This window comes from Natronococcus sp. CG52 (genome assembly GCF_023913515.1).
Classification (GTDB): domain Archaea; phylum Halobacteriota; class Halobacteria; order Halobacteriales; family Natrialbaceae; genus Natronococcus; species Natronococcus zhouii.
Map to the genome: position 1 here is coordinate 1,790,726 of NZ_CP099391.1, position 22,262 is coordinate 1,812,987.

The 22,262-nt window shown below is 64.1% G+C and carries 22 protein-coding genes; 14 read left to right on the forward strand and 8 right to left on the reverse strand.

Annotated features, from left to right (window positions below):
- Window positions 1–70 precede the first annotated feature (70 nt).
- The gene (locus NED97_RS09095) at window positions 71–1,063 is read right to left on the reverse strand and encodes a Gfo/Idh/MocA family protein (RefSeq protein ID WP_252490375.1); all 993 of its coding nucleotides are present in this window, start codon (window positions 1,061–1,063) and stop codon (window positions 71–73) included.
- A 124-nt stretch (window positions 1,064–1,187) separates the two neighbouring features.
- Here NED97_RS09095 and NED97_RS09100 point away from each other — a divergent pair, with 124 nt between their 5' ends.
- Both NED97_RS09100 and NED97_RS09105 read left to right on the forward strand, forming a co-directional pair.
- A complete protein-coding gene (locus tag NED97_RS09100) occupies window positions 1,188–2,381 on the forward strand; it encodes an AGE family epimerase/isomerase (protein ID WP_252490376.1) in 1,194 nt (397 codons plus the stop codon).
- 163 nt (window positions 2,382–2,544) lie between these two features.
- Window positions 2,545–3,195 carry a helix-turn-helix domain-containing protein gene (locus NED97_RS09105; RefSeq protein WP_252490377.1) on the forward strand — a complete coding sequence of 217 codons (651 nt, stop codon included), beginning with the start codon at window positions 2,545–2,547 and terminating at the stop codon, window positions 3,193–3,195.
- Between the two features lie 6 nt (window positions 3,196–3,201).
- Here the strand turns inward: NED97_RS09105 and NED97_RS09110 are convergent, their stop codons facing one another.
- Window positions 3,202–4,305, reverse strand: a complete 1,104-nt coding sequence (locus tag NED97_RS09110) for a M24 family metallopeptidase (RefSeq protein WP_252490378.1) — start codon at window positions 4,303–4,305, stop codon at window positions 3,202–3,204.
- Window positions 4,306–4,444: 139 nt separating this feature from the next.
- Here NED97_RS09110 and NED97_RS09115 point away from each other — a divergent pair, with 139 nt between their 5' ends.
- The 3 genes from NED97_RS09115 (at window position 4,445) to NED97_RS09125 (ending at window position 7,621) form a co-directional block, all read left to right on the forward strand.
- Window positions 4,445–5,329, forward strand: coding sequence for a COX15/CtaA family protein (locus tag NED97_RS09115; RefSeq protein WP_252490379.1), 885 nt, complete (start codon window positions 4,445–4,447; stop codon window positions 5,327–5,329).
- Between the two features lie 952 nt (window positions 5,330–6,281).
- Window positions 6,282–6,722 (forward strand): response regulator, encoded by a 441-nt coding sequence (locus NED97_RS09120; RefSeq protein WP_252490380.1) that lies wholly within the window; start codon window positions 6,282–6,284, stop codon window positions 6,720–6,722.
- Window positions 6,723–7,234: 512 nt separating this feature from the next.
- Window positions 7,235–7,621: a nuclear transport factor 2 family protein gene (locus tag NED97_RS09125; RefSeq protein WP_252490606.1), complete on the forward strand. Its 387-nt coding sequence runs from the start codon at window positions 7,235–7,237 to the stop codon at window positions 7,619–7,621.
- Between the two features lie 194 nt (window positions 7,622–7,815).
- Here the strand turns inward: NED97_RS09125 and NED97_RS09130 are convergent, their stop codons facing one another.
- Entirely contained in the window at window positions 7,816–8,307 is a 492-nt protein-coding gene (locus NED97_RS09130) for a metal-dependent hydrolase (protein ID WP_252490381.1), read from the reverse strand.
- A 98-nt stretch (window positions 8,308–8,405) separates the two neighbouring features.
- On the opposite strand from NED97_RS09130, the gene NED97_RS23220 reads away from it, so the two are divergent.
- On the forward strand, window positions 8,406–8,582 hold the full coding sequence (locus NED97_RS23220) for a hypothetical protein (protein WP_345781235.1): 177 nt from the start codon (window positions 8,406–8,408) through the stop codon (window positions 8,580–8,582).
- 38 nt (window positions 8,583–8,620) lie between these two features.
- Window positions 8,621–9,253: a uracil-DNA glycosylase family protein gene (locus tag NED97_RS09140; protein WP_252490382.1), complete on the forward strand. Its 633-nt coding sequence runs from the start codon at window positions 8,621–8,623 to the stop codon at window positions 9,251–9,253.
- Here the strand turns inward: NED97_RS09140 and NED97_RS09145 are convergent.
- Both NED97_RS09145 and NED97_RS09150 read right to left on the reverse strand, forming a co-directional pair.
- On the reverse strand, window positions 9,250–10,527 hold the full coding sequence (locus NED97_RS09145; protein WP_252490383.1) for a J domain-containing protein: 1,278 nt from the start codon (window positions 10,525–10,527) through the stop codon (window positions 9,250–9,252). The genes NED97_RS09140 and NED97_RS09145 overlap by 4 nt on opposite strands.
- A gap of 120 nt (window positions 10,528–10,647) precedes the next feature.
- The gene (locus NED97_RS09150) at window positions 10,648–12,027 is read right to left on the reverse strand and encodes a DNA polymerase Y family protein (protein WP_252490384.1); all 1,380 of its coding nucleotides are present in this window, start codon (window positions 12,025–12,027) and stop codon (window positions 10,648–10,650) included.
- Window positions 12,028–12,483: 456 nt separating this feature from the next.
- On the opposite strand from NED97_RS09150, the gene NED97_RS09155 reads away from it, so the two are divergent.
- Complete coding sequence (locus NED97_RS09155; protein ID WP_252490385.1) at window positions 12,484–12,882, forward strand: hotdog family protein; 399 nt, start codon at window positions 12,484–12,486, stop codon at window positions 12,880–12,882.
- A gap of 21 nt (window positions 12,883–12,903) precedes the next feature.
- On the opposite strand, the gene NED97_RS09160 is transcribed toward NED97_RS09155, so the two are convergent.
- The gene (locus NED97_RS09160) at window positions 12,904–13,221 is read right to left on the reverse strand and encodes a transcription factor S (protein ID WP_252490386.1); all 318 of its coding nucleotides are present in this window, start codon (window positions 13,219–13,221) and stop codon (window positions 12,904–12,906) included.
- Between the two features lie 312 nt (window positions 13,222–13,533).
- Between NED97_RS09160 and NED97_RS09165 the strand changes: the two genes are divergently transcribed.
- The gene (locus NED97_RS09165; protein ID WP_252490387.1) at window positions 13,534–15,852 is read left to right on the forward strand and encodes a PAS domain-containing protein; all 2,319 of its coding nucleotides are present in this window, start codon (window positions 13,534–13,536) and stop codon (window positions 15,850–15,852) included.
- A gap of 107 nt (window positions 15,853–15,959) precedes the next feature.
- Here NED97_RS09165 and NED97_RS09170 read toward each other — a convergent pair whose 3' ends face one another.
- Window positions 15,960–16,943 (reverse strand): beta-ribofuranosylaminobenzene 5'-phosphate synthase family protein, encoded by a 984-nt coding sequence (locus NED97_RS09170; RefSeq protein WP_252490388.1) that lies wholly within the window; start codon window positions 16,941–16,943, stop codon window positions 15,960–15,962.
- A 132-nt stretch (window positions 16,944–17,075) separates the two neighbouring features.
- Between NED97_RS09170 and NED97_RS09175 the strand changes: the two genes are divergently transcribed.
- Window positions 17,076–18,203, forward strand: a complete 1,128-nt coding sequence (locus NED97_RS09175) for a CobW family GTP-binding protein (protein ID WP_252490389.1) — start codon at window positions 17,076–17,078, stop codon at window positions 18,201–18,203.
- Here NED97_RS09175 and NED97_RS09180 read toward each other — a convergent pair.
- Window positions 18,198–18,356 carry a hypothetical protein gene (locus tag NED97_RS09180; RefSeq protein ID WP_252490390.1) on the reverse strand — a complete coding sequence of 53 codons (159 nt, stop codon included), beginning with the start codon at window positions 18,354–18,356 and terminating at the stop codon, window positions 18,198–18,200. The two genes, NED97_RS09175 and NED97_RS09180, sit on opposite strands and share 6 nt — an antisense overlap.
- Window positions 18,357–18,511: 155 nt before the next feature.
- Between NED97_RS09180 and NED97_RS09185 the strand changes: the two genes are divergently transcribed.
- From NED97_RS09185 to NED97_RS09200, 4 genes are all read left to right on the forward strand, one after another.
- On the forward strand, window positions 18,512–18,679 hold the full coding sequence (locus NED97_RS09185; protein ID WP_252490391.1) for a hypothetical protein: 168 nt from the start codon (window positions 18,512–18,514) through the stop codon (window positions 18,677–18,679).
- A gap of 270 nt (window positions 18,680–18,949) precedes the next feature.
- Window positions 18,950–20,056 carry a branched-chain amino acid ABC transporter permease gene (locus tag NED97_RS09190; protein WP_252490392.1) on the forward strand — a complete coding sequence of 369 codons (1,107 nt, stop codon included), beginning with the start codon at window positions 18,950–18,952 and terminating at the stop codon, window positions 20,054–20,056.
- Window positions 20,053–21,435 (forward strand): branched-chain amino acid ABC transporter permease, encoded by a 1,383-nt coding sequence (locus tag NED97_RS09195; protein ID WP_252490393.1) that lies wholly within the window; start codon window positions 20,053–20,055, stop codon window positions 21,433–21,435. The genes NED97_RS09190 and NED97_RS09195 overlap by 4 nt, the downstream gene beginning before the upstream one ends.
- Window positions 21,428–22,234 carry an ABC transporter ATP-binding protein gene (locus NED97_RS09200; RefSeq protein ID WP_252490394.1) on the forward strand — a complete coding sequence of 269 codons (807 nt, stop codon included), beginning with the start codon at window positions 21,428–21,430 and terminating at the stop codon, window positions 22,232–22,234. The genes NED97_RS09195 and NED97_RS09200 overlap by 8 nt, the downstream gene beginning before the upstream one ends.
- Window positions 22,235–22,262 lie beyond the last annotated feature (28 nt).

Here is a 22,262-nt window from a genome sequence, read left to right on the forward strand (position 1 = left end):
CCGGCTTCGCCGTCGATCCGCGAGATCGTACGCGACACCTCCGGATCCGCTGTCGGTGGGACTGTTCCGACTACCCGTCAGTGCGCTCGGATAACACGGCCGGCTCGCCGCGTTCGGCGCTCTCGTACAGCGCGTCGATCACTCGCATATTCGCGATCGCCTCGTCGGCGTCGGTTCGCGGTCGAACGCCCTCCTCGACGCAGCGAGCGAAGTGTTCGACCTCCAGCCGGTAGTGGTCGACGGGGTCGAACGTCTCGACGGCGTGTCGCCCGTCGATTCGGTACTCCAACGCGAGCGGTTTCTCGAGCGGCGCGTCGAAGGCGTCCGCGACCTCGATCCAGCCGTTCGGCCCCTCGACGCGGTACCGCTGGACCTTCGGGGTGTCGAGACCCGAGGCGATCCGAGCGGACGATCCGTCGTCGTACTCGAGAATACCCGCGAGTTCGGTGTCGACGCCCGCGTTCCGTGAGTCGTGGGTGTAGGCGTAGACCCGGTCCGGCTCCCCGAGGAACTGGCGCGCGGCGGAGACGGCGTAACAGCCCACGTCCATCAGCGATCCGCCGGCGAGTTCCTCGCTCAGGCGGACGTTCTCCGGATCGTCGTACAGTGCGAACTTGAACGAGGCGGAGAGCGAGCGAACGTCCTCGAGTCCCTCGCGAGCGAGTTCGATCGCGCGTTCGGTTCGTGGGTGGTAGCGGTACATGAACGCCTCCATGAGCGTGACGTTCCGTTCGTCGCAGTACGCGGCGACGTCGCGAGCCTCGTCCGCGTCGACCGCTAGCGGTTTCTCGCAGAGGACGTCCAGACCGGCGTCGGCCGCTCGTTTCGTCCACTCGGCGTGAAGCGCGTTGGGAACGGGGACGTAGACCGCGTCGATCCCGGCGTCGTCCAGGAGCTCCTCGTACGCGTCGTAGCTTCGAGGGACGCCGAACTCGTCCGCCGTCGTTCGAGCCCGTTCGCCGTCGCGGGAAGCGATCGCACCGACGCCGTGTTCGCTCGCCCGAATCGCGGGGATCACCGACTTCCGAGCGATTCCCGCCGTGCCGAGAATACCGAATTCCATACCGTCGACACCGTTTTCGACCCGGAAAAAGGCGTAGGATGTTCGACACGCATCAGTACTGGTCCGATGAACCCGGGTCCGCTTACCCAGAATCACTATGTGATCGTACTCGGTACCGATTCGCATGACGATCTACCGGACTCGAGCGGGGCTTCGTCACCAGTTCCGGGACGTGCTGAACTTCTACTACCCGGGCTGTATCGATACGGCCGTCGGCGGCTACGTCGCGCAACTCGACGAGCGCGACGGGCACGTCTACGACGCCCGAACCAAACACCTCGTCGCGACGGCGCGGGGCGTCCACAACTTCAGCCTGGGCGTTCTCGCCGACGGTCCCGACTGGTGTCGGTACGCCGCCGAACACGGCCTGCGCTTTCTGGCGAACGATCACTGGGACGACGACCGCGAGGGGTACGACTGGCTGCTCGAGGGGCGTGAGGCGAGGGACCGGACGCGACACTGCTACGGGCACGCGTTCGTCCTGCTCGCCGGAGCGCGGGCCACGCAGGCCGGAATTCCCGGTGGGCGCGCGGAACTCGAGCGCGCGTTCGACGTCCTCGAGGGGCGCTTCTGGGAGCCCGATCGCGAACTGTACGCGGACCGGGCGACGCCGGACTGGGAACTCTCGGCGTACCGCGGGCAGAACGCCAACATGCACGCCTGCGAGGCGCTGCTCTCGGCGTACGAGGCCACCGGCGACGATCGGTTCCTCGAGCGATCTTACACCATCGCCGACCGATTCACCCGCGAGATCACGGCGGCGACCGACGGCCTCCTGTGGGAACACTACACCGAGGAGTGGGGCCCCGATCTCTCCTACAACGAGGACAGCCCGCGCCACCAGTTCCGACCGCCGGGGTATCAGCCCGGCCACCACGCCGAGTGGGCGAAGCTGCTCGCGCTGCTCGCCGACTACCGACCGGAGGAGTGGCTGCTCGAGCGAGCGTTCGAACTGTTCGACGCGGCCGTCGAGCTCGGCTGGGACGACGAGTACGGCGGGCTCTACTACACGGTCGACGCCGACGGGGAGCCGATCGTCGCAGACAAGTACGGCTGGGTCCACACGGAGGCCATCGGCGCCAGCGCGCTGCTGAGTCGCCACGACGACGCCTACGGCTCGTGGTACGACCGCCTCTGGGAGTACTCGCTCGAGCACCTGCGCAACCCCCGGTACGGCAACTGGTACGAGCGACTGACTCGGGACCACGAGCGCGACGGACCGAACCGCGGAACGGCGGTCGAACCGGGCTACCACCCGCTAACCAACTGCTGGCTCGCGATGCGGGCGCTCGAGGCCGACCCGGCCGCCTTCGAGTAGCGAAAGTAAACCCGCGCGACGCTCGGTTCGCGGTCAACTCGGCACCCGTACGTTACCGCGTCGCGGCGGCGTAACCTCGACCGATTCGTCGGACCGCGGCGACGATAGATGCCCCCGCAAAGGTTTAACCCCGCACGGAGACTTCGTCCCTCCGAGAGGAGACATGGCTTCAGATGACACCGAGGAACACCCGGGAGAGGAGCGAGTCGGAGACGACGAACCGCTCGAGGCGGGCGATCTCGTCGGCGACACGGACGACGGACGGAGCGCGGCCGTCGAGGAAGTCGACCAGCGGATCGTCGACCTACTGTCGTGGATTCTCGACACGGAGACGCGCGCGAAGATCTACGTCCACCTGTTGGCGAGCCCCGGCAGCACCTCCGAGGAGGTCGCAAAAGGGACCGGACTCTACCCCAGCACCGTTCGGGAAGCGCTCGCCGAACTCCACGAAGAGGAACGGGTCAGCCGGGAAAAGCGCGCGAACGAGGGGGCCGGTAACAATCCGTACGAGTACACGGCGATCCAGCCGAGCGAACTCGTCGGCGGCGTCGTCGACCAGGTACAGCGGGAACTGAACACGATCTTTACGCTCGACCGCGTCCTCGATCGTCAGTCAGCGGAACCGCCCGCGCTCGACGAGGACCTCGAACCGGTCAAGATCACCGTCGACGACACGACCCCGACGGCGACCGACGGAAACGAGGCGGACTCCGTCTCGTTCGAGGACGACGTCGAGATCGAAACGGCCGCGGCCGATACGGAGGTCGAAGAGCCACCGGACGAGGACGAAACCGACGGTCCTGCTCGGGAATAACCGTCCTCAGTCCTCCTCGAGTCCGAGCACGGCCGGTCGCTCGAGCGTGATGTCGCGGTCGACCGCCGAGGCGGTTACCGTCGGCCACCGGCCGGTCGCGGTCAGCACCTCGATCTCGTCGGCGGCGACGAGTGCCGTATCCTCGCTTTTCGCGCCCTGTACGGTCGGATTCCAGGCGTACGCCATCGGCGAGTCGACCGTCGCGTCGTGTCCCGGCGTCGCGATCCACTCCCGACCGGCGAAGCCGGCCGCGCCGCCCTGATGGTGGTGTTCCCACTCGCCGCCGTAGCCGACCGCAGCGTAGGCGTCCTGGATCGCGCCGAAGACGTCCCCTGCCGTTTCGCCGTCTGTCGCCGCCGTCTGCGTCGCCGCGAGCGCCGTAGTCTCGACGCGGGCCGCGGCGCGGTGTCTGTCCTCGAGCCACTCCGGCGGGTCGAAGGCGACGGTACGGGTACAGCTCGCGTGCAGTCCCGCGCGCTCGGCCGTGACCGAGACGAGCGCGTAGTCGCCGAGTTCGGCCTCCGTCGGCGTGTAGTGGCGGTATCGCGTCGCGCGGTCGCTTCCGCCGACGAGCGCGACCGGCGCCTCGATGTCGCGCGCCGAGAGTGCGACTTTGAGCGCCGATGCGACCTCGTGTTCGGTGTCCTCGGGTTGGAGTTCGCGACAGACCGATTCGACGGCCGCGGCCGTCTGTCGTCCCAACTCGCGATAGCGCTCGCGGTCGCGCTCGGTCAGGGGCTGGCGCAGTTCCGTCGGGTCGACGCGCTCGATCCCGGAAACGTCGATATCGGCGGCCGCTCGCTCGTCGCCGGTCCGGGCCGCGATGGCGTCCTCGAGCGAGGACTCGTACCAGGAAAACTCCTCGATCGATACGGCGTCGGATGCAAGGTCCGGCAGCTCTTCGGCTGCGATACGGTCGGCCTCGATGTTGTTCGTCAGTACTCGAGCGGTGGCTCCGTCGTAGCCGACGGCAGCGACGCCGGCGTCGCCCTCGCGGTCGACGACGTTGTTGCCGCCCGTGAGCCAGGCGAAGGAGTTCGGCCGGGCGAACCAGACCGACTCGAGTTCGTGCGTCTCGAGGTAGCGCTCGAGTCGCTCGCGCTTGTCCATGTCGGGTGCTGGCGTGGGTGACCCTTGAATCCGACGAACCCGTTCGGTCTCCGTCCGGCGAGCGGGGCGAATCCGGCCGGGGCCGGGTTCGTCTCGGGTAATCTAAGTACGGGTGGTTCTAACCCCCGCCAGAACGCCCGTGTCGACCCACAGCCACACCTCCGGTCACAGACTCCGTCCGCTGATCGCTCGGTTCGGCTTCCCCCATCTGCTGGCAGCGACGCTCGCGCTGGTCGCGGCGACGATCCTGCTCGGCGTCGCGGCGAAGGCGACCGGCTCGGGACTGGCCTGCGAAGCGAACTGGCCCCAGTGTGACGCCGGGCCGTACAACCTGCTGCCCGCGAACCTTCCCAGTTTCTACGAGTGGTTCCACCGGTTCGTCGCGATGTTCGCCGGCTTCGCGATCGTCGGCTCCGCACTCGCCGCCTGGCGCTCGCCGTCGGTCGACCGGCACGTGACGTCGCTGGTCGTTCTCGGCATGCTCCTGACGCCGGTCCAGGTGTACCTCGGCCGCGAGACCGTCTTCCAGTACCAGATGGAGATCCTCTCGCTCCACTTCTGGACCGCGGTGCTCATCTTCTCGATGTTCGTGGTCGCGACCGTCCTCGTCTGGGCGCCGAAGCTGACGGCCACACACGTCACCGGCGCGCTCGGACTCGGGCTCGTCGCGCTGCCGCTGCACGTCGCGCTCAGCCCGACGGATCTCGGCGTCGTGACGAACTACGGTCCAACCATCCAGCTGCTCCAGTACGCCGTGACGCTCGCGCTGGTTGCGTCCGTCATCGTCGCCACGATGGTCGGTCGGTGGCGATTCGACGACCGCCCGCTGCTCGGACTGCTGGCCGGATCGACCGTGCTGGCGCTCGCGGTCACCTACCTCGGACGACGCGCCGTGATGACGTTCAGCCCCGCGCTCGACCAGTTCTACCTCGTCGTCGCGCTGGCTCTCCTCGTCGCGTTCGTCGTCGGAATCTGGCGGAGCCGATCGACCGCAGCAGCGTCTCGAGACGCGCTCTCGTCGTAGCATCGCGTCTCGGGGATTTGTTTTCAGTTCAGCCGCTCTGCTAAGACATTTTTCTGCTGATGGACATTCCTCGGCTGTGTTAGAGACAGCTGAAACACATATCAGACCACCTCAGTACGGGAAGTTACGATCTCGACGGGGAATAGAAAGAGAACGTCAGGTGGATATTTTTGAGAGACAGCACCGATACTGCGGACAAGAAGTCCGATACCGAGGCCGATGAGGCCTCCAATTGCGAGGACTTCCGCCGCATTGAGAAGCGCAGTTTCTGGAAGCGAGGACTCGATTTCACCCTGACGTCACCTAAAATCGGTTCCGGTGGTCCCAACACGGCTGACAACGACGACTGCTGCTGCTGAAATTGCCACTTTTAAATCAATTGGCGTGTAGAGATGCGAACTGAACGGCGGAGACACTGGCGACGGCAACGGCGAAACCGATACTGGTGATTCCGATATCGACGACGCGGGTGATGATTCCGACGCCGATGGTGATGACAACGACGGCACCGGATCGAACGGCGGTGCGCCCGAGCCCGACGAGGACGACAGTATGCCTGGCTTCACGACCGGTGCCGGCGTCCTCGGCGGCGCGGCGACCCTCGAGTGGCTGCGCCGGAAGGCCGGCACGGGCGACTCCGCTGGCGTCGACCAACCGGCCGAGTAACGGCCCATCGTTCGAATTGCCCGCTGGGTCGTACTGCATTCGTGCCTTCTATTCAGCATCAACTCCGTTTTCTACTCGAACACTGTCAAGAGTGGCGTGCTGAATACAGAGAATGTATGCAGCACGGCACCCTCGTTTATTTCTCACGTTCAGGTCGAAACCAACCAGCATAGACAGCTGCTCAGTGAACGAGAATTGGCGGAAATAGCTACTGTTGGAGGCTTGAAATTCTTCCTGTTAAGAACCCACCAATTCTCTTATACCCGTTGACCCGCATCGCTACACAATGGGAAACGGGTCATCGGAAGCGGTAATACTATTGGTAGAAGACAATCCCGGCGATATTCGCCTCATAGAAGAATCCTTCTCAGACGGCAACATCGCAAACACACTCCACACGGTCACTGATGGTCAAGCCGCCCTCGACTTCATCTATCAACGCAACGAGTACGAGGACGCTCCCCGACCGGACATTGTACTTCTCGACCTGAACCTGCCGAAAGTGGACGGTGAAGACGTTCTACACGAAATCAAACACCATCCCGAACTGGATCCTGTTCTAGTGATTGTCCTCACCGGAATGGATGAAGGTCTGATTGAATCCCGCGACCTCGACCATGATGCAGATGAAGATGCAATCCTCGAAAAACCAGTTGATCCCGGCGAGTTTGCTGAGGTGATTCGGTCGTTCGAGCAGTTCCGGTTAGCAGTTATGCGAGAAGACTGACGAGGACAGCTTCTACGGTAACTCCTTGTCCTGTACTGAGCAATTCTCTCCACCGCTTGATCGAACAGTAGTTCCTACTACATTCGCGCCCTGTATTCAGCACGGCTCTGCTAATATTATCGCTAGTTGATAAAAGTCTCAGCGTTAGGTTCGAACTTGCACGTAACGGATCGCTGGTTTTTCGCTATAGACCACATAGAGGACGTCGTGTTATGTTTCGGGGAACGATGTAACTTGCGGACGAGAATCCATCCAACAGCTGTCAGGAACGGCGTGTTGAATACGGATGATCGATCCATCGACTACTAAGCATAGAACCACTTGTAACCCAAATCAGTTCGGGCAATCTATTCCGCCGGTTATTTTCTTCGTGGATGATTCGAGTTACCCTATGGCTCTAGTCTGGTAAATCGAAATCTTCCCAGGTGCTGTTGGTTTATTTGAACGAATCAGTGTCCGGCACAGGGCAGCTTTATCCCCTCGCGAGTTCTTGATTATAGATAGTGATAATAATGGCGGTAACTCCACAAAGTAACGTCGAGATAGTACGAGGCGTGTATGACGGTTTCAACGAGGGGGATATCGACTCGGTCTTAGCGAGAATGGCTGACGACATTGAGTGGACCGAACCGGATGGCATCATGTTTGCCGGGACCTACCGGACCCCCACTGCGGTGCTGGAGAACGTTTTCCAACCAGCCATGAGAGAGTTCAAGACCTTCAGGGTCGAACCGGATCAGTTCATCGACGGCGGTGATACGGTCGTCGCCCTGGGTATGTTCCGGGCCACGACCGAGGCGGACGAACAGATCGAAAGCCCGTTCGCGCACGTCTACGAACACCACGACGGCCGGATTACCCGGTTCGTGAACTACACGGACACCGCGCTGTGGCAGTAGGCCGCTCACTTCTTAAACACCGTCTTTCGAGTGAACGCGATGAGGGATACGCGCCTTCTATTCGATACGGCTCTACCGACATCACCGGCAGTCAATAAATCTACCAGCGTTAGGTTCGAATTCCTACGTAACAACCGTTTCAGACGAGATTACACCTGAAGAACGGCATTTCAAGAGGAACGGTTCGACCGTACTTATCCGATCGCGATAACAATCCCTCCAGCGGCGAGGACGGCACCGATGCCGACCGCGAACAGGATGTAGTTCGCGACCGGGCTCTTTGCCGGTGTCACGTTCACCGTGTATCGCCGCCGGGAGATTGGCCAGAACGGGCGGATCCCCATGGGCGTCAGTGCGTCCGCGAGGAGATGTGAGACGATCGAGAGCGCGCCGACGACGAACGCGAACGCGACGAACCCGACGTCGACGAGCGGCGACGCCGCGTCGACGAGAACGGCCGCGCCGGCGGCGAGTGCGGCACCGACGAGGAGCGCGAACAGGAGGGAGTGAGTCGGTCCGCGATGCTCGAGAAACGGCACTTGATGGTCGAAGTCGGGTAGCGTCGAGAGGGAGACGCAGACGAGGCCGCCGACGATAGCAGCCGTCTCGTGGCCGGTGACGGCGACGGCGGCACCGAATGGCGCGTACGCGGCCAGGGACGCGCCGTAGTGGCCAACCTGATACATCCTAAACATGTACTCAGTGTCGTCTTATAAGTCCATCGCCCGAGAGGTACCCGATCTTGTAGGCCGGGTACTTCGACATCTTCCGTCGGACGACGACCGTGGAACTCGAGGAGCGGTTCGGCGTCTCGGACTCGGCCGTATCACGGCAACTGCGTCGCGGTCTCGCCACGCTCGTCGATTCGACGGCCCGTATCGAGACGCGACCGGAGGACACTGCAGCCGATCCCGGCACCGGGCAGTCGAACCCTGCACCGAAGAGGGGTGACGGTGACTAACCGCGGCGATTATGGTCGTTCATTTCTTCCGTACACCCGTGCAGAACGTCACCGACAGGACCAGCAACCCGTTCGGTATGCGACCGCCCTTCGACCGAACCCCGCCCGGTGACCGGACCGCCGTTTTCGGCTACGGGGACGCCAACGCGGACTTCCACCTGATCGGCGATTACCCCGGCCGCCACGGCGGTGCCGAAACCGGCGTTCCGTTTACCGGATCCGACGCCGGCCGTGCCCTCCAGGACGTCCTCCGGGAGGTCGGCTTCGTGAGCGGTCCGTCGACCGAACCCGTCTGCGAGAACCTGTTCTGTAGCTACATCCAGATGTGCTGCCTGCCGGCGGATCGGACGCCGACCGAGGAGGAGTACGACGTTCTCGAGCGGTACTTCGACGCCGAACTGCGGGCGATCAACGCGCACGTTCTCCTGCCGGTCGGCGAGCGGGCGACGGATCACGTCCTCCGGGAGTACACGACCCAGCGACACCGCCTCGAACTCGACACGGCGGCGCTCAACGCGACCGAGATCCGCGGCCGGGGCTTCCTGATCGTCCCGATCAGAGAGCCGACAGAGTGGGAGGATACGGAGCGGGAAGCGCTCGTCGCGCGACTCGAGGCGATTCTGGGCCGGGACTACCGCCAGACGAAGGGTGTCGCGACGATGGTCGGTTAGCGGCCGAACCGCGTCCTGACCGTCGCCCGGAGCGGCAGACAGAGCGCACCGACCACCGGGACGAGCACGAACGCGACGAGATCGACGACGAGCGTGGCGTCTCCCGTTATCGCAGCGGCGAACCCGACTGCGGGTGCCAGCACGGGGAGCACGTACAGGTAAGTGGGCGTCCAGCCGGATCCCTGCCTCGTCCGAAAGACGACGACGCCGAACAGCAGCGGCATCAGTACCGTTCCGGCGAGCAGCGGTCCGCCGACCATCGCCGTCGCCGTGCCCGCGACGAGGGCGACGACGATGGTTTCGTCGATCGTCACCGGACGCCAGGTGTCGCCCGCGCGAACGAACCGTGCGACGAGCACCGCTGCGATCGTGGCGACGACGACGCCCGCCAACCCGCCGTACCACTGGATCGGCTCGAGCGGGGGCGCCACGAGTTCGGCGCCGGTCACGAAACCGACGGTCGTCTCGAGTCCGTACCGACCGCTCGTGAGCGCCGTCCGGAGCCCCTCCGGATCGGCGCCGACGGCGGTTATCTCGGTCCGAAGGCGCTCGAGAGCGGCGACGTTCGCGCTGGCAAAGTGGCCGAGTCCCGCGACGTAGACGACCAGCGAGAGCCAGAGCAGCGGCAATCCGAATCTCTGGCGTCGCCACCAGCGGACGACCGCGCTTTCGGTCGTCGAATCGGCGCTCGTCGCGGTCTCGACGGTCGCGCCGGTCGCGCTTTTGTCCGCCGTCGCGGTGTTCGTTCCGCCGCTCGCTCTCGAATCGCGGGCCCCCGCGGTCGAACCTGCGGCAGTCCCGGCGCTTTCGGTGGCTCCAGCGGTCCGCGAGGAGCCACTCGTCGTCGACCCACTCGAGGCGGACTCGCTCGAGGTCGTCGCGCCGCTCGCCGATCCGGCAGCGGAACCGGTCGTCGACGCCGAGGAGGTCGAGCCACCGGTCGCCGAACTGCTGGCCGGCGACGCACCCGCCGCCGCAGTCGCCTCGGCGTCTGTCTCCTCGTCCTCGTCGCTCCGCCAGACGTCGGGCGAGGGCAGTCCGCTGGTTCGCTTCGCGACGTAGGTCTCGTGGCCGAGTCGGTCGTAGGCCTTCCGCTCGACCGGATCGCCGAGGATGTCGTAGGCCTTCCTGATCGCCGTAAACTGCGCCCGTGCTCGCGAGTCGTCGTTGTGGTCCGGGTGATAGATTCGAACCTGTTCGCGGTAGGCGTCCTTGATCTCGTCCTGGGAGGCGTCGGAAGAGATCTCGAACAGATCGTAGAAGTCCTCTGTCATGTGAACTCGGGGACGGTACCGTTTACACCGTAGTTGTACCTGGGGGGTTATAATTTCAGTGTTACGGATATTCAACTTTGAATATACTCCGACCAACTCGTTTTGGTCGATCACGACGGCTCAACAGAAGTCCCCGAGCGAGGTCTGGCCGATCGGGCGACGCTCGTCGGTCGCCGTCCGCTCGTTCGGCTCGCAGTCGTCCGTTCCGCCGTTCACCGGTCGCTGCTGCTCGCCCGTTCTGTCACTGTCCGTTCCGCTGCTGTCCGTTCCACCGTCGCTCTGTCGCCGCTGCCCGTCCGCACTGCCGGCAGTTCGCCCCCAGCCCTCGAGGCTGGCCTGATCGGCGGCGGAGAACTCGAGGTTCGAGATTCTGACGCCGAGTTTCCGGACCGATTCGGTCTCGAACTCGGTGAAGAGATCCCGAGCGATCCGGTCGACGAGGTCGGGATCGTCGATCGGTCCCGGCAACGACCGCTCGCGCGTGTTGACGTCGAACGGCGGCGTCACCGCCTTGACGCCGACGGTCCGGTAGAGCGCACCTCTTCGGCGAGCGCGATCGGCGACGGCCGCTGCGAGCGTCTCGATCTGTTCGTACTTCGGATCGGGTTCGGCGACCGGTTCGGCGAACGCCGACTCCCGCGAGAAGCTCTTCGGGTCCCCCTTCGGCTCGACCCGGCGGTCGTCTTCTCCGCGGGCGCGGTCGTAGAGCTCCCGCCCGCGCTCGCCGAACCGGGAGACCAGCGGCTCCGGATCGGCCGCCGCGACGTCGCCGGCCGTCTCGAGTCCCATCTCCCGCAACTCGCGGGCCGTCACGGGGCCGACGCCGTGAAGCAGGTCGACCTCGAGGGGGGCGAGGAACTTCCGGAGTTCGCCGGGACGGACCACCGTCAGTCCGTCGGGCTTGTCGTAGTCGCTCGCGATCTTGGCCGCGCTCATCGTAGGCGCCGCGCCGACGCTGACGACGATGCCGACCTCTCGGCGGATGCGGTCTTTCACGTGGCGGGCGAAACCGTCGGCGACCTCCCAGGCGGTGCGCTCGGTGACGTCGAGGTAGGCCTCGTCGATGCTCACCTCGCGAACGACGTCGGCGCAGTCGTGGAGGATCGCTTGAACCTCCTCGGCCACGGACTCGTAGTAGTCCATGTCCACGGGTCGGTAGTGGCCGGTTTCGTCGGGCTCCCGCGGTGACTCGAGGTCGGAATCGTAGTCGCCCGCGTCGGGATCGAGCGCCGCGCGCCGGGGCAGCCGCTCGAGGGCGCTCGAGATCGCCTGCGCGCTCTCGACGCCGAACTCGCGAGCTTCGTAGCTGGCGGTGGCGACGGCGCCGACGGTCTCGCCCGGCTCGTACCCCATGCCGACGACGAGGGGTTCGTCCTCGAGTTCGGGCTCGCGCAGTCGCTCGCAGGCGGCGTAGAAGCAGTCGGCGTCGACGTGCAGGATGATGGGGTCCTCGTCGTCCTCGTCGGCTTCGACGCCCGGAAGTCGCGGCCCGTCGGACATTCAGTTGAGGATTCGACCGAACGGTTGTGAACGTTGCGCCCCAACCTCTTTTACCGAGATCCTCCCTCGTTCGTTTCACTCACTCGGTCGAACCCCGGTAAAACCCGTTGATGCTGTCAGAACGCGTTGCGTTCTGACTGCTAATCAGAACCGCTTACGGTTCTGATGATGCCAAAAAGCCGCCGTCGCGGGGTTTCACCCCGCTCCGGCGGTGTCGTTCGAAACGGCAGAGCCGTTTCGCGAGTGAGCAAACGCTTCGCGTTTGCGATCTATGCAAGACCGGAGGTCTTGCAGCATGCCGAGAAAGCGAAACTCTCTCGTAACAAACCGCTCGCGTTGCTCGCGGATGCACGCTCCACCGCCGGGCGTTCCTTTCGCACCAGCAATAATCGAACGGGGTGTTTTAGTTTCGAATGGTTTTCTGGGTAGCGACAGCGTATCACGAGTTACTGTCACATGACCCGACCGACCGAGGGCGAAACCCACACGTTCGAGCGCGCGTTCACGAACGACGAGGTTCGGCAGTTCGCCGACCTCTCGCGGGACACCCAGTCCCGACACACCGATCCCGATCCGGAGGGACGACTGCTGGTACACGGACTGTTGACGGCGACGCTGCCGACGAAGATCGGCGGCGACCTCGAGGTACTGGCCTCGTCGATGACGTTCGAGTTTCGCCAGCCGGTCTACACCGGGCAGTCGATCACGTGCAGGTGGCTGTACGAGGACGTCGTGAAGCGCGAGGACCGCTACGACCTGACCGCGGACGTCGTCTGCGAGAACGGCCACGGAGACACCGTTCTCACGGCGACCATCGAGGGGATCGTCTGGGACGACGGGTCGAACGACGGTTGATAACGCCTCGAGAACGCGTCTTCAGTTGTACCCACGCCAGCGCTTTCCGCACTCGGTACACTTGAAAAAGCGCGTCGGCGGCTCGTCGGCCGAGGCCGTCTGCTTGAGCGTGTACCAGGCCTCCTGGTTGCCACACTCGTCGCAGACGACGTCGGTCGCCTTCGGCTTCCCCTCGAAGTTCGCGTCCTCGGTGGACTCGATCACGTCGTCGTCGATCTGCGATTCGGTCGAGACGAACTCGCTCTCGCTCTCGCGCTCGCTCGAGGCGTCGCAGTTCGTACAGACCATGCGGTCGCCGTCAGCTTTCATCATCGAGCCGCAGTCGTCGCAAAACTGCATGTCCGCACGTACGCACGCACAGCGACAAAACTCCCTCGTTCGTCGAACGCTCGAACGTCTCCGTCTTACACCTGAACGTTCCGATCGCGCTATAGTACCAACTGAAACGGTTTCCACACCGATCGCACTGTGCGCGGTTCTCGCTTGCTTCGCTCGCTCCGACCCGCGCTCCCGTCGTGCGATCGGGTGTGCACTGACTTTCAGTGGCTACTATACTATAGTTTTCAAATTCCCTCACAGCACCTAAGAAGGGGGTGAATGCGCAATTTGCGGGGGAAGTTCTTATACATCTCGCCACAAACTGTGCGTTAAATGACTTCCTCTCCTTACACGGATGCAGATTCGGCCGTTCACGCTCGCATCCGTCAACAGGAGGTCGTTGCCGAACTCGGACAGCAGGCGCTCGAAACGGACGACCTCGACCGGTTGATGCACGACGCTGCGGTCGCGGTCGCCGAGACGCTCGACGTCGAATACGCGACCGTCCTCGAGTTGTCGCCCGGTGGCGACGAAGTCGTTCTCAGGCACGGTGTCGGCTGGCAGAATGAAGTCGTCGACGAGGCGACGATCCCGGCGACTCTCGACTCGCGAGTCGGATACACGCTCCACTCGGAGGAGCCGATCATCGTCACCGACTACCGTACCGAGGAGCGGTTCTCCGACCCCGATCTGCTCATCGAGCACGGTGTCGTCAGCGGAATCAGCGTCGTCATCGGTTCCGCCGAGGAGCCGCGGGGCGTTCTGGGAACGCATTCGACCGAGGAGCGGGAGTTTACCGAACACGACGCGAATTTCGTTCAAAGCGTCGCAAACGTACTCGCAACGGCGATCGAGAACAAAGCAGCACACAGCCAACTGCGAGAGATCCACGAGCGGATCACCAACGGGGTCCTGGCGCTGAACGAAGAGTGGGAATTCACTCACGTCAACCAGCAGGCCGAGGAGAGCCTCGGTCACGACGCCGACGAGTTACTGGGTGCGAATATTTGGGAACTTTTCCCCTCGCTAGCGGGAACCGAGTTCGAAGAGCACTACCGAGAAGCGATGGACTCCCAGGAGTCCGTCTCGTTCGAGGGGTATTACCCGCCGTTCGACGCGTGGTTCGAGGAGCACGCGTACCCGTCCGAAACGGGCCTATCGGTGTACTTCCGCGACGTCACCGAGCAAAAGCAGATCGAGGCCGAACTCGACGAGATTTACGGACGCATCTCGGACGCCTTCTTCGCGCTCGACGAGGAGTGGCAGTTCACGTACCTGAACGAACGCGCTCACGAACTGATCAACCCCGAGGACCGAGCGCTAATCGGCGAGTCCGTCTGGGAAGCGTTTCCCGAGGCGACCGAACGAACGTTCAAATCCGAGTACGAGGAGGCGATGTCCGAACAGGAGACCGTCTCCTTCGAAGAGTACTATCCCGATCCGCTCAATACGTGGTTCGACGTTCGAGCGTACCCCTCCGAGACGGGACTCTCAGTCTACTTCCGAGACATCACTGAGCGAAAGGAGCGCGAAGCCAAACTCGAGAAAACGATACGCGAGTTGCGCGAAAGCGAGGAGCGGTTGCGTCTCGCACTCAAGGCCGGAGAGATGGGCACGTGGGAACTCGACCTGCAAACGGAGGAGTCGCCCGTTCGTTCTCCACACCACGATCGGATCTTCGGCTACGAGGAACCGCTCGACGACTGGGACTTCGAGACCTTCCTCGAACACGTCCATCCGGACGATCGCGTGGATGTGGAACGACGGTTCGAGGGGGCCTTCGAGACGGGCGAGTGGGAATTCGACTGCCGGATCACGCGGGCCGACGGCGAGCAACGGGTGATCGCCGCTCAGGGAGTGTTCTACTACGATGAGGGCGAGCCGGTACGTGCAGTCGGGGTGGTACAGGACGTGACCGAACAGAAAGCGCACGAACGACAACTCGAGAAGTCCAATCAGCGGCTCGAGCAATTCGCGTACGCGGCTTCCCACGACCTACAAGAGCCGCTTCGCATGGTATCGAGTTACCTCTCCCTCATCGAACGCCGGTACGGCGGTGAACTCGACGACGACGCCGAAGAATTCCTCGAGTTCGCCGTCGACGGTGCGGATCGAATGCGCGAAATGGTCGACGGTCTGCTCGAGTATTCGCGAGTCGATACACAGGGTGATCCGCTCGAACCGGTCGATTTGGCCAGTCTCGTCGAGAACGTACGGGAAGATCTCCAAATGCAGATCGCGGAGAGCGATGCGCAAATCACGACCGAGGATCTTCCCCCCGTAATGGGTGATGACAGTCAGCTACGCCAGGTTTTCCAAAACCTCATCAGTAACGCGATCGCGTACAGCGGGACCGAGCCGCCTCGGATCCACATCGAAGCCGACAGACGGGGACGGAAGTGGATGCTCTCGGTTCGCGACGAGGGTATCGGTATCGATCCCGATAACCAGGATCGCGTCTTCGAGGTGTTCCAGCGCCTCCACAGCCGCGAGAACCATTCCGGCACCGGGATCGGCCTCGCACTCTGCCAACGGATCGTCGAGCGCCACGATGGACGTATCTGGGTCGACTCCGAACCGGGCGAGGGATCGACGTTCTCGTTCACGCTTCCGGCAGTCGGAGAGCTCGATTCACTGAATTCGCCGTCGTAATCGCTCGACGATAGCTGTGGTAGGTGAGAGCGGCTGCTGAATACGCGCTCTGTTCGCAGACGAGAATATTCTCCTCCTGATCGACGGTTCCCTTCGACGCTTCGTGACTATCGCCCGCTACCGGAGTCGATCTCCGCGCCGCTCGCCGCCGGCGCCGCGAGCACGACCGACCCCTCGAGTCCCCGACCCTCGAGCGCCTTCCGCGCGGCCGCCCTCGCTTCCGCGGCGTGGCGTCGATCCGTCAGCCCGTAGACGACGGGCCCCCACGACGACTGGCCGACGCCGGAGAGCACGGGACACCCCTCGAGCGCCTCGACGAGTTCGCCCGCCGGCGGGCGGAAGACGCCGCCCTGGGCGTCCGCGTACCAGGCGCCGTTCTTGCGGCCGATCTCGGCGACGGCGTCGCCGAACGCCTCGAGCCGGCCCTCGGCGGCCGCGGGAAGCAGCTTTCGGGTGACGACGCCGGCGATCTCGTCGGCGACGGCGGGGTCGGCTCGTTCGACGACGGCGCGCATGCTCGCGTCTTCGTTCTCGCCGCTGCGGCCGGGCTCGGCGTCGGGGACGACGACCAGAAACCGCCAATCGTCGGGCAGTCGGTGCCGGGCGACGACCGGCGGCACCGTCCAGTCCCCCTCCGCCGGCGGCTCAGTCGTGAACCGGTTCGTCGGGTGGCCCGCGTCGACGACGAAGCCGCCATCTTCGAACGTCGCGACGCCGACGCCGCTGCGTCCGCCCCGCCCCATCGCCGGCGCGTGCGGTCGAACCCGCGGCTCGAGGTCGTGTGCTGCTGCCGTCGCCGCGAACACGGAGAGCGCGATCTGGGTGCCGCTGCCGAGACCGACGTGGCGGGGAAGCCGCTCCTCGAGGGTCACGGCGACTCCGGAGACGTCGAGCACGTCGACGGCTCGCTCGGCGTACTCGCGAACCAGCGGATCGTCCGCATCGACGGTCGCTGCCGGCTCGGCGGTGATGGTGACCCGCGGCTCCTCAAGGCCGACCCCGATCCCGCCGTAGAGCCGTCTGCGGGCGAGCGAGAGGTTCTGAAAGCCGACGTGGATCCGCGCACCGGCGCTGACGGTTGCCGTCGCCATGTCCGTGCTAGCGGTACGAACGCCCCCGGGAAGGGGGTTTCGACGCTGGCAACGCCTGACGGCGATCGCATCCCCGGAAGCGAAACCACCCGCGCCATTTAGTAGCCCGTCCGTCGTGGGTCGTGACATCACATGTCGAACACCGAAGTCGACCGGATCCCGGTCACCGTCGTTAGTGGGTATCTCGGCGCCGGCAAGACGACGCTCGTCAACCACCTGCTGACGAACGCCGCGGGTCGGGAGATCGCGGTCATCGTCAACGACATGGGCGAGGTCAACGTCGACGCGGACCTGATCGCCCGCGAGAACGAAGAGGAGGGGATCGTCGATCTCTCGAACGGCTGTATCTGCTGCCGATTACAGGGGGATCTCCTCGACGAAACCCGACGACTCGCGGAGAGCCGGGAGTTCGAGTACCTGCTCGTCGAGTCCTCCGGGATCAGCGAGCCGATCCCGGTGGCCCGGGTGTTCACGGAGGGGACCGAGGAGAGCGAGATCGATCCGACGGAGCTGTTCGAGCTGGATACGACGGTCACCGTCCTCGACACCTACGGCTTCTGGAAGGAGTTCGACGCCGGCGAGTCCCTGCCCGAACACGCCCAGCCGGACGAGCAACGGCCGCTGAGCGAGGTCCTCGTCGAGAGTATCGAGTTCTGCGACGTCCTCCTGCTGAACAAGACCGATATGATCCCCGACGACGTTCTCGAGGAGATCGAAGCCGTCGTGGATCGGCTTCAGCCCGGCGCCGAGCGAGTCCGCACGAGCCACTGCGAGGTCGATCCCGACCTCGTGCTGGGAACCGGTCGGTTCGACTTCGAGGAGGCGAAGCGGTCGCAGGGGTGGAAACGCGAGCTGCGCGGCGACGGTCACGATCACGGTGGACGCGCCCGTTCGCACGCCCACGACCAGCGCGCTGCCGACCTCCACGGCGTCTCGTCGTTCGTTTTCCGAGCCGACGAGCCGTTTCGTCCCGACGAACTGGGCGACTGGCTCGAGGAGTGGGACGGCTCGATCGTCCGGGCGAAGGGCGTCTGTCACGTCGCCGGCCGCGACGAGGTGATCGGACTCAGTCAGGCCGGTCCGTCGGTGCAGGCGGGGCCGATCGGCGAGTGGCGGCCGGACGACGACCGACGGACGCAGCTGGTGTTTATCGGCCGCGAGATGGACGAAGCGCGGATCCGCGAGGAACTCGAGGCGATGCTCGTCGCGACGGACGAACAGGTCGAAGACCAGAACTGGGCCGATCCGTTCCCGCTATGATTCCAGTTCGTCGCTGAGTTCGTCCCAGGATTCGTGGAAGCCGTGGGTCGACTGGGAGGTCGCCGTCGCCGTAATGGCGTTCTGGTAGACGTCGTCGTACTCGAGCAACTGCCCCCAGCCGTCGGTGAACGAGTAGTTACAGTACTGGCACACGGAGCGAGATAACACCGGAATCGATATACGCCTTTCTGTCACCGCGTTCCTCGAGCGCTCGTCGCCGAAGGAATCGGCTCGATGGCCGATCCAAAAGTCCATAACGGTGCGCTACCGAGGGCGCCTACTCGACGGCACTCCGCCGAGAGACGATCATGAACACGAAGCGAAACGGCGCGTACGTTGGCGGTACGACCGACGTAGTCGAACGCTCCTGTGACCACTGCGACTGGCACGCAGTCGACGACACGTACCCCGGCCTGATCGAGCGGTATCAGGACCACCTCCGGGAGGCGCACCCGAAAGTCTGGCTTCGACGCTAACGAGTGACGTATACGTGGTATAGTACCAACTGAAACGGTTTTCACACCGATCGCACTGTCCGCGGTTCGGAGCGAGCGAAGCAAGCGAGAACCGCGCTCCCGTCGTGCGATCGGGTGTGCACTGACTGTCAGTGGCTACTATATTCCGTTAGCGGTTGAAAACACGCGCCGCCGACAATAACGGCCAAATCAGACTTATCCAGCCGTAACACGCTATTACCCTCTACTATCGCGTGGAAGTATTATTTACGCCCCTAGCTAGTCAATACCATGCCTTTCGCAGACTGGCGGCGCTCCCTCGCGGGGGTGACGATCGAACAGTGGTTTGGGGTGTTGCTCCTCGTGGGGCTGGGAGTACTGCTGCTCGATTTCGCGCGTCGCATCGTCCTCGGCGACCTCCGGTTCGGCACGCTTTCGGTGTTTCTCTGGCGAGGGCTCGTCGACGGAGTCATCATCGCGCTCGCCGCCGTCGGACTGTCGATGACGTACGCTATTCTCAGATTCGCGAACTTCTCGCACGGCGATCTCGTCACTACCGGTGCGTTCCTGGGGTGGACTAGCGCCTACGTCGTCGGGGGACTCGGGATCGCCGAGTTCGGGTCGACCGTTCTCCTGAACGCCGACAGCGGGACCTCTGCCCGCGAACTCGACATGCACCTGTTCGGGGCACCGCTCGCGATCGTCGCCGGGTTACTCGTCGCGGCGATCGGAACGATCCTCGTCGCGCTGGCGATCGATCGATTGGTGTACAAGCGCATGCGAAACGCCGGCGGGATCCCACTGTTGATCGCGAGCGTCGGCATCGCGCTGGCGCTTCGGTACGTCATCGTGTTCTTCTACGGGGAGCAGACGCGCGGTGTGACCAGGAGTTCGCCGACGGTCGAACACGAGTTACTCTTCTGGACCGATTCGCTGGACGTCCACCAGTCTACCCTCGTCGTGATCGGCGTGGCACTGATGATCGCGCTCCACCTCCTGTTGCAGTACACGAAGCTCGGAAAGGCCATGCGGGCGATGGCCGACAACCGTGATCTCGCGCTGATCACCGGAATTCCGACTGAGCGAGTGATCCTGATGACCTGGATCATCGGTGCGGGGCTGACCGGAACGGCTGGCTATCTGATCGTCCTCGAACAGGAGACGCTCAGCTTCAACACGGGATGGTTCCTGCTCCTGTTGATCTTCTCTGCGGTCATCCTCGGCGGTATCGGATCGATCTACGGCGCGATCGCCGGCGGGTTGATCATCGGGCTGGCGACCAACGTCTCGCTGGTCTGGATCCCGGGTGACCTGACCGAGGTTGCCGCGTTTACGCTCATGATCTTGATCCTCCTCTTCAGGCCGTCCGGAATCTTCGGGGGGGTGGAAACGGCGTGACTCGCGAACCGCCCGTCGCGCCGGACGGCGGCGAAGCCCCCGAGGAGGAGTTCGTGGGCGGTGCCGATCCCGGCGGCCGTCCCCGCTGGCTCGACGATATCGCCATCATCGCAACGGCCACGCTCGTGGTGTACGGTCTCTTCATCGGCCTCGGCCTCGCGGCAGGGCTGGACTTCAACGGCATCGTCAGCACGCTCCAGCAGGTGACGCTGCTTGCGGCGTCGTTCGCCCTGGTCGCCCTGGCGCTCAACCTCCACTGGGGCTACACGGGGCTGTTCAACATCGGCATCGCCGGCTTTATGGCTGTCGGCGCCTACACGATGGCGCTGGTGACGGCCGCACCGGACGCCACGTTCCCCGGACTCGGACTGCCGCTGTGGATCGGCGTTCCGGCGGGACTCGTGGCCGCCGCGCTCGTCGGCTTCCTGGTTTCGTTGCCGGCGTTGCGCCTCCGCGCCGACTACTTCGCGATCGTCACCCTGGCGTTCGCGGAGGTGATCCGGCTGCTGTACAACTCGAGCGCGCTCCGGGAGTTCGATCTGCTCGGCGTCGAGTTCGGGACCGGCGGCGGACAGGGAATGTCGTTCCCGAACCTGCGAAACACGATCTCGCGGCGGATTATGTACGTCGACGGGGACCAGGGAGCGGGGCCTACCCTCGTCGGCCGGCCGTTCCTGCGGGCCGGGGACGCGCTGGAGCTGAGCCCGTCAGTCGTCGAGGGGTGGGTGTACACTGCCATCCTGGTGGTGCTGGTCGCGTTCGCGTTCGTGGTCATCACCTGGATTGGCAACTCCCCGTTCGGCAGGGTGTTGAAAGCCATCAGGGAGGACGAACTCGCGGCCCAATCGCTCGGCAAGAACACCGATCGCGTGAAGATCAAGGCGTTCGTGGTCGGGTGCGCGTTCATGGGGCTGGCGGGCATGGTCTGGCAGGGCCGCCGGGGATACATCGACCCAAACCTGTTTCTGCCGATCGTCACGTTCTACATTTTCACCGCGCTGATCATCGGCGGCTCCGGGTCGAACACCGGGAGCGTCGTCGGGGCACTCCTGTTCGCCGGGTTGCTCTTCGAGGGGCCGCCGTTCGTCCAGCGCATCGTGGACGCCACCTTCGACCTGCCGCGGCCCCCGACGGTCTACGACGGAGTGGTCGCGCTCGGTGATCTCGACCCGATGCCGCTGCTTGGGTATGCGGTGGGCGAGCTCCCGAACCTCCGGTTCGTCCTCTTCGGCGTGGTTCTCGTCGTCCTGATGATCTACCGCCCGGACGGGATACTCGGCCACCGGAACGAACCCGCATCGCCGATCGACCTGACGAAAGAGCGACCGCCGAGCGAACGCGATACTCCCTCGCCGCAGGGAGGTGAGCCGAATGAGTGAATCGGCCGTCGTCGACGGGGAGCGAGCGGAGACGGTCGTGCTCCGCGTTTCGAACCTCGAGAAGCGATTCGGTGGGATCGTGGCAGTCGACGGCGCCGGTTTCGAGGTCAAGCGGGGGACGATAACGGGACTTATCGGTCCGAACGGGGCCGGCAAGTCGACGGTGTTCAACCTGATCACCGGCGTCTACAAACTGGATTCCGGTCGGGTGATCTTCGAGGGCGAGGACGTAACTGGATTGCAACCACACCAGCTGGTGGATCGCGGGCTGGTACGAACCTTCCAGATCAGCCGGATGCTCAGCGGGATGACCGTGCTCGAGAACATGCTACTGGCGTTCGACGACCAGCTCGGCGAGTCCCTCTGGTGCACGGTCGTGCCCAGCGTTCGTCGATCGATCGTCGAACAGGAGCGAGAGTTGCTCGAGCGCGCCTGGGAGACGCTCGAACTGTTCGAGATCGATCACCTGGCCCACGAGGACGCGTCGAACCTCTCGGGCGGGCAGCGAAAGCTCCTCGAACTCGCCCGGGCGCTCCTGACGGACCCGGAGATGTTGTTACTCGACGAGCCGATGGCCGGCGTCAACCCCACGCTCGAGAAGAAACTCCTCGAGCGCATCCACGAACTCAGATCGCAGGGATACACCTTTCTCCTCGTCGAGCACGACATGGACGTCATCATGAACAACTGCGAGACGGTGATCGTCATGCATCAGGGTCGGGTGCTCTCGCGTGGCTCTCCCCAAGAGATACAGGAGGACGAACGCGTCATCGATGCCTATCTCGGGGGCGAGATCTGATACTCGTCGCCGAGAGTTTCGATGCCTC

What these genes read in the sequence shown, in the direction of transcription:
- NED97_RS09145 (WP_252490383.1), bottom strand. Translation starts at nt 10,527, where the DNA reads ATGACAGAGGACTTCTACGATCTGTTCGAGATCTCTTCCGACGCCTCC.
- NED97_RS09110 (WP_252490378.1), bottom strand. Translation starts at nt 4,305, where the DNA reads ATGGACAAGCGCGAGCGACTCGAGCGCTACCTCGAGACGCACGAACTC.
- NED97_RS09165 (WP_252490387.1), top strand. Translation starts at nt 13,534, where the DNA reads ATGACTTCCTCTCCTTACACGGATGCAGATTCGGCCGTTCACGCTCGC.
- NED97_RS09130 (WP_252490381.1), bottom strand. Translation starts at nt 8,307, where the DNA reads ATGTATCAGGTTGGCCACTACGGCGCGTCCCTGGCCGCGTACGCGCCA.
- NED97_RS09200 (WP_252490394.1), top strand. Translation starts at nt 21,428, where the DNA reads ATGAGTGAATCGGCCGTCGTCGACGGGGAGCGAGCGGAGACGGTCGTG.
- NED97_RS09125 (WP_252490606.1), top strand. Translation starts at nt 7,235, where the DNA reads ATGGCGGTAACTCCACAAAGTAACGTCGAGATAGTACGAGGCGTGTAT.
- NED97_RS09190 (WP_252490392.1), top strand. Translation starts at nt 18,950, where the DNA reads ATGCCTTTCGCAGACTGGCGGCGCTCCCTCGCGGGGGTGACGATCGAA.
- NED97_RS09160 (WP_252490386.1), bottom strand. Translation starts at nt 13,221, where the DNA reads ATGCAGTTTTGCGACGACTGCGGCTCGATGATGAAAGCTGACGGCGAC.
- NED97_RS09095 (WP_252490375.1), bottom strand. Translation starts at nt 1,063, where the DNA reads ATGGAATTCGGTATTCTCGGCACGGCGGGAATCGCTCGGAAGTCGGTG.
- NED97_RS09100 (WP_252490376.1), top strand. Translation starts at nt 1,188, where the DNA reads ATGACGATCTACCGGACTCGAGCGGGGCTTCGTCACCAGTTCCGGGAC.
- NED97_RS09155 (WP_252490385.1), top strand. Translation starts at nt 12,484, where the DNA reads ATGACCCGACCGACCGAGGGCGAAACCCACACGTTCGAGCGCGCGTTC.
- NED97_RS09105 (WP_252490377.1), top strand. Translation starts at nt 2,545, where the DNA reads ATGGCTTCAGATGACACCGAGGAACACCCGGGAGAGGAGCGAGTCGGA.
- NED97_RS09175 (WP_252490389.1), top strand. Translation starts at nt 17,076, where the DNA reads ATGTCGAACACCGAAGTCGACCGGATCCCGGTCACCGTCGTTAGTGGG.
- NED97_RS09150 (WP_252490384.1), bottom strand. Translation starts at nt 12,027, where the DNA reads ATGTCCGACGGGCCGCGACTTCCGGGCGTCGAAGCCGACGAGGACGAC.
- NED97_RS09120 (WP_252490380.1), top strand. Translation starts at nt 6,282, where the DNA reads ATGGGAAACGGGTCATCGGAAGCGGTAATACTATTGGTAGAAGACAAT.
- NED97_RS09170 (WP_252490388.1), bottom strand. Translation starts at nt 16,943, where the DNA reads ATGGCGACGGCAACCGTCAGCGCCGGTGCGCGGATCCACGTCGGCTTT.
- NED97_RS09185 (WP_252490391.1), top strand. Translation starts at nt 18,512, where the DNA reads ATGAACACGAAGCGAAACGGCGCGTACGTTGGCGGTACGACCGACGTA.